Genomic DNA, 5,532 nt, shown 5'->3' with positions numbered 1-5,532 from the left:
CCGCTCCCACATAAAGCGGCTCTGCTTTTGCTCTAACACTCGGGTCATCGGGGTAAAGCCCTGTGCTTACTTGGGGCTGGGCCGGCATTCCAGCTGTTCAAAAGTGAGCCGCTGTGAGAGCGGAACCAAAAGCCGCCGTGACCTAGATAACGGATACACACAGGCAAAACGTCAAACCACATCCACCCCCACATGAATCGCATCATGCCGCCAAAACTCCAGATCACAATCAATCAACCGCTCATGCTGATCATAATTAACCCGAGCAATCCGCAAGCCCGGGCTCCCCACCGACACCCTCAACGCCGCCGCAGCCTCAACCTGCAATGACGTCGGCACAATCTCAAACCGCACCCGCCCGTAGTGCAAGTCATACACCCGCGCATACAACTCCGTAATCGACTGATTCAAATCACACTCCAGAATCCCCGGAAAATACTGCGGGTTCAGATAGTGCTCCACATACAACACCAACCGCCCATCAATCCTGCGCCCCCGGCAAATCTGAATCACGCTGGACAACGCCGGCAACTGCAACCACGCACACACCGCCGCCGAAGCCGGCTGCAACCGCGCCGAAATCACCTCGGTCGACGGCACCCGACCCTGGGCACTCACCATCGCGTGAAAATGACTGCGCTGCATCAGGTTATAGGCAAGCCTGGGCGGTGACACAAACCACCCCCGCCGCTCCTCGCGATAAATCTGCCCTTGGGCCTCAAGTTGTAACAAGGCTTCCCGCACCGTAATGCGGGTGGTACCAAACAACTCGCTGAGCTTGCGCTCGGCCGGCAGCTTACTGGCAGGCGCCAACAAGCCATGGTCGATCTGCTCTTGCAGCGCCAGGCCAATGGTTGTCACCGCCTTGGTTGCCTCATCACGCATCAACGTTACCTATCTGGACTAGACCAGCACTATTCAGGTGCACAAAACGCCCGCTAAACGCGCCTCTGCTGTTGCGTGCAAGCCTAGGCATTGCACATGACCGACAGATGACAGCGCCTCGCGACGTCCTGCCACAAGACCTGCAATACATCGGCCAAGTCCAAGGCTTCCGGGCGGTTGGGCATGGTCTACGCTTACCCGGTGATCCCCCGTCCAGGCCAACAAAAAACGACATCGACATGAAACTGTCATCCGCCACGCCTAAATTGGCTCGTGTATTGCTGACCTAGACCAACACCACCGCAAACGTCGATAAAAACGCAGCGTTGAAAACGCCCAAAGGAGCTTCGGATGAAACAGCTTTTCCTGGCATCACTGTTAGGCTCGACCATTGCCATGTGCACCGCCGCCATGGCCGCTGATACCGATCTAAAAACCCTGGAAGCCGCCGCGAAAGCGGAAGGCGCCGTCAACAGCGTCGGCATGCCCGATGACTGGGCCAACTGGAAAGGCACCTGGGACGACCTGGCCAAGACCTACGGCCTCAAGCACATCGACACCGACATGAGCTCCGCCCAGGAAGTCGCCAAGTTTGCGGCAGAGAAAGACAACGCCAGCGCCGACATCGGCGACGTGGGTGCAGCCTTCGGCCCGATCGCGGTGAAACAGGGCGTTACCCAACCGTACAAACCGACCACCTGGGCACAAGTCCCGGATTGGGCGAAAGACAAAGACGGTAACTGGGCCCTGGCCTACACCGGCACCATCGCCTTTATCGTCAACAAAAAGCTGTTGCACGGCTCCGAAGCTCCGAAAAGCTGGGCTGACCTGAAGACCGGCAAATACAAGGTTTCCATCGGTGACGTGAGCACCGCCGCCCAGGCGGCCAACGGCGTACTCGCCGCCGCACTGGCCAACGGTGGCGACGAGAAGAACATTCAGCCGGCGCTGCTGATGTTCGCCGACATCGCCAAGCAAGGCCGCCTGTCGCTGGCCAACCCAACCATCGCCACCATGGAAAAAGGCGAAGTGGAAGTGGGCGTGGTCTGGGACTTCAACGGCCTGAGCTACAAGGCCAAGATGGCCAACCCGGATGACTACGTGGTGCTGATCCCATCGGACGGCTCGGTGATTTCCGGCTACACCACGATCATCAACAAATACGCCAAGCACCCGAACGCCGCCAAGCTGACCCGCGAATACATCTTCAGCGACGCCGGCCAAACCAACCTGGCGCGTGGCAATGCGCGGCCGATCCGTGCCGAGCACCTGACCTTGCCAGCCGACGTACAGGCCAAGCTGCTGCCTAACGAGCAGTACAAGAAAGTCACGCCGATCAAGGACGCCGACGCTTGGGAGAAGACCTCCAAGGCACTGCCGCAGAAGTGGCAGGAAGAAGTCATCATCAATATGCAATAAGGCTTAACACGCCTGTTCAAGTGGAACGCGGTCAGTGTGGGAGCTGGCTTGCCTGCGACAGCGGTATGACATTCAGCAGCATTGTCGACTGACACACCGCTATCGCAGGCAAGCCAGCTCCCACATTTGATCGGTGTTCCAGCCGAAAAACCGAGTCAAGCCTATTTGTTGCGGAGCCCCAGCCCCTATGAAGCACAACGTCATCCTTGTCGTGCTCGACGGCCTGAATTACGAGGTTGCCCGACACGCCATGGGGCACTTGCAGGCCTATGTCGGCGCAGGACGCGCAGCACTGTACAAACTGGAATGTGAACTGCCGGCCCTGTCCCGGCCACTGTACGAATGCATCCTCACCGGCGTACCGCCGATCGAGAGCGGCATCGTCCACAACAACGTTTCGCGCCTGTCCAACCAGCGCAGCATTTTCCATTACGCCACCGACGCCGGTTTATCCACGGCGGCGGCGGCGTATCACTGGGTCAGCGAGTTGTATAACCGCTCGCCCTTTATCGCCGCCCGGGATCGGCATACCAGCGACTCGGCCCTGGCGATCCAGCACGGGCATTTCTACTGGAATGACCATTACCCGGACTCGCACCTGTTTGCCGACGCCGAAAGCCTGCGCCTCAAACACGCGCCGAATTTCCTGGTGGTGCACCCGATGAACATCGACGATGCCGGCCACAAGCACGGCCTCGACACCCCGCAATACCGCAACAGCGCGCGCTCGGCCGACATCATCCTCGCCGACTACCTGCAAGGCTGGCTCGACGCCGGTTACCAGGTACTGGTGACGGCCGACCACGGCATGAACAACGACCGCTCCCACAACGGCCTGCTGCCGGAAGAACGGGAAGTGCCGCTGTTTGTGCTGGGTGATGCCTTCAGCCTCGACACCCACGCCACGCCCAAACAAACCGAGCTGTGCGGCACCGTCTGCGAGCTGTTGGGTGTACCCCACGACAAACCTGTATGCCGGGAGCTGTTGAAGTGAATTCAGTGATCCGCGGCAAATGGCTGGCCGCCTTGTGCCTGGTGCCCTTCGCCATCTTCTTTATCGTGTTCGAAATCGCCCCGCTGGTGTGGGTGATGATCAGCAGCGTCCAGTCCGAAGAGTTCGGCTGGGGCCTGGCCAACTTCAGCAAGATCTTCAGCTCGAAGTTCTATATGCAGGCGATCCAGTACAGCCTGGAAATCAGTTTCTACTCCAGCGTGTTCGGGATCATCATCGCCGTACTTGGCAGCTACTCGCTGCGCCGGGTCGACGGGCCGCTGCGCAATTTCGTGACCGCGTTCGCCAACATGACCAGCAATTTTGCCGGCGTACCCCTGGCCTTCGCCTTCATCATCCTGCTGGGGTTCAACGGCAGCATCACCATCATGCTCAAGCAGGCGGGGATCATTCAGGACTTCAACCTGTACTCCAAGACCGGCCTGATCATCCTTTATACCTACTTCCAGATTCCCCTCGGCGTGTTGCTGCTCTACCCGGCCTTTGATGCACTGCGTGAAGACTGGCGCGAGTCTGCTTCATTGCTCGGCGCGGACGGCTGGCAGTACTGGCGGCACATCGGTCTGCCGGTGCTGACCCCGGCGCTGCTGGGCACCTTCGTGATCCTGCTGGCCAACGCTCTCGGCGCCTACGCCACGGTGTACGCGCTGACCACCGGCAACTTCAACGTGCTGCCGATCCGCATCGCGGCGATGGTCTCCGGCGATATTTCCCTGGACCCGAACATGGCCAGTGCCCTGGCCGTGGTGCTGGTGGCGCTGATGACCGTGGTGACCGTGGTCCATCAACTGCTGCTCAAGAGGAGCTACCATGTCTCGCGCTGAACCTGGCTCGGCCGCCCTCTACCACCGCGTAGTGGTGTATCTGTTGTTTGCAATCCTGGTGCTGCCGTTGCTCGGCACCCTGGTCTACTCCATCGCCAGCAGTTGGTCGGCGACCATCCTGCCATCCGGCTTTACCTTCAAATGGTATATCCAGCTGTGGAGTGACCCGCGCTTCCTGAATGCCTTCGGCCAGTCGCTGCTGGTGTGCGTTGGCGCGCTGATCTTGTCGGTGGTGCTGATCCTGCCGCTGCTGTTTGTGGTGCATTACCACTTTCCAAAACTCGACGCGCTGATGAACATTTTGATCCTGCTGCCCTTCGCGGTGCCGCCGGTGGTGTCGTCGGTGGGGCTGTTGCAGCTCTACGGCTCGGGGCCATTTGCGATGGTGGGTACGCCATGGATCCTGATCGGTTGCTACTTCACCGTGGCGCTGCCGTTCATGTACCGGGCGATCACCAACAACCTGCAAGCGATCAACCTGCGGGACCTGATGGACGCCGCCCAACTGCTCGGTGCCAGCACCTTCCAGGCGGCGTTCCTGGTGGTGCTGCCGAACCTGCGCAAGGGCTTGATGGTGGCATTGCTGCTGTCGTTCTCGTTCCTGTTCGGCGAGTTCGTGTTCGCCAACATCCTGGTGGGCACCCGCTACGAAACCCTGCAGGTGTACCTCAACAATATGCGTAACAGCAGCGGCCACTTCACCAGTGCCCTGGTGATCTCCTATTTCTTCTTCGTGCTGGTGCTGACCTGGGCCGCCAACATCTTGAACAAGGACAAAAGCCAATGAGCTTCGTCAGCGTCCAACACCTGCAAAAAGGCTACGCCGGCACGCCGGTATTCAGTGACATCAACTGCGAAATCGCCAAGGGCGAATTCGTCACCCTGCTTGGCCCGTCGGGCTGCGGCAAGTCGACCCTGCTGCGCTGCATCGCCGGCCTGACCTCGGTGGACAGCGGGAAAATCCTGCTGGATGGCCAGGACATCGTCCCGCTGAGCCCACAGAAACGGCATATCGGCATGGTGTTCCAGAGCTACGCGCTGTTCCCCAACATGACCGTGGAACAGAACGTCGCCTTCGGCCTGCGCATGCAGAAGGTCAATGCCGACGACAGCCACAAACGCGTGCAGGAAGTGTTGCAACTGGTGGAGCTGAAAGAACTCGCCGGCCGCTACCCGCACCAGATGTCCGGCGGCCAGTGCCAGCGCGTCGGCATTGCCCGGGCGCTGGCGGTGGAGCCGCGGCTGATCATCGCCGACGAATGCGTGGCTGCCCTGGATGTGTCGATCCAGGGCCAGATCATCAACCTGCTGCTGGAACTGCAACAGCGCATGAACCTGGCGATCCTGTTTATCGCCCACGACCTGGCCATCGTCCGCCGCCTGTGTGATCGG

The 5,532-nt window shown here is 59.9% G+C and carries 6 protein-coding genes; 5 read left to right on the top strand and 1 reads right to left on the bottom strand.

Features of this window, described 5'->3' with window-relative positions; genetic code table 11:
* Nucleotides 1-171: 171 nt before the first annotated feature.
* Nucleotides 172-885, bottom strand: a complete 714-nt coding sequence (locus HX846_RS24445; RefSeq protein ID WP_010166446.1) for a UTRA domain-containing protein — start codon at nucleotides 883-885, stop codon at nucleotides 172-174.
* Between the two features lie 351 nt (nucleotides 886-1,236).
* On the opposite strand from HX846_RS24445, the gene HX846_RS24440 reads away from it, so the two are divergent.
* From HX846_RS24440 to HX846_RS24420, 5 genes are all read left to right on the top strand, one after another.
* The gene (locus tag HX846_RS24440) at nucleotides 1,237-2,304 is read left to right on the top strand and encodes an ABC transporter substrate-binding protein (RefSeq protein ID WP_003219752.1); all 1,068 of its coding nucleotides are present in this window, start codon (nucleotides 1,237-1,239) and stop codon (nucleotides 2,302-2,304) included.
* Between the two features lie 187 nt (nucleotides 2,305-2,491).
* On the top strand, nucleotides 2,492-3,298 hold the full coding sequence (locus tag HX846_RS24435; protein ID WP_003219750.1) for an alkaline phosphatase family protein: 807 nt from the start codon (nucleotides 2,492-2,494) through the stop codon (nucleotides 3,296-3,298).
* Nucleotides 3,295-4,140, top strand: coding sequence for an ABC transporter permease subunit (locus tag HX846_RS24430; RefSeq protein ID WP_003219748.1), 846 nt, complete (start codon nucleotides 3,295-3,297; stop codon nucleotides 4,138-4,140). Before HX846_RS24435 ends, HX846_RS24430 begins: the two co-directional genes overlap by 4 nt.
* Nucleotides 4,127-4,927, top strand: coding sequence for an ABC transporter permease (locus HX846_RS24425; protein ID WP_003219747.1), 801 nt, complete (start codon nucleotides 4,127-4,129; stop codon nucleotides 4,925-4,927). The genes HX846_RS24430 and HX846_RS24425 overlap by 14 nt, the downstream gene beginning before the upstream one ends.
* On the top strand, nucleotides 4,924-5,532 hold a 609-nt coding region (locus HX846_RS24420), incomplete at its 3' end, for an ABC transporter ATP-binding protein (RefSeq protein ID WP_178966247.1). The genes HX846_RS24425 and HX846_RS24420, both read left to right, overlap by 4 nt.

It is taken from the genome of Pseudomonas sp. K5002 (assembly GCF_013386655.1).
Classification (GTDB): Bacteria; Pseudomonadota; Gammaproteobacteria; order Pseudomonadales; family Pseudomonadaceae; genus Aquipseudomonas.
The sequence above is the reverse complement of the archived record's forward strand: the minus strand, read 5'-3'. Positions and strand labels throughout refer to the sequence as shown.

Bases quoted from the DNA above. Each gene is read 5' to 3' on its own strand.
- HX846_RS24445 (WP_010166446.1), bottom strand. From the start codon at position 885: ATGCGTGATGAGGCAACCAAGGCGGTGACAACCATTGGCCTGGCGCTG.
- HX846_RS24440 (WP_003219752.1), top strand. From the start codon at position 1,237: ATGAAACAGCTTTTCCTGGCATCACTGTTAGGCTCGACCATTGCCATG.
- HX846_RS24435 (WP_003219750.1), top strand. From the start codon at position 2,492: ATGAAGCACAACGTCATCCTTGTCGTGCTCGACGGCCTGAATTACGAG.
- HX846_RS24425 (WP_003219747.1), top strand. From the start codon at position 4,127: ATGTCTCGCGCTGAACCTGGCTCGGCCGCCCTCTACCACCGCGTAGTG.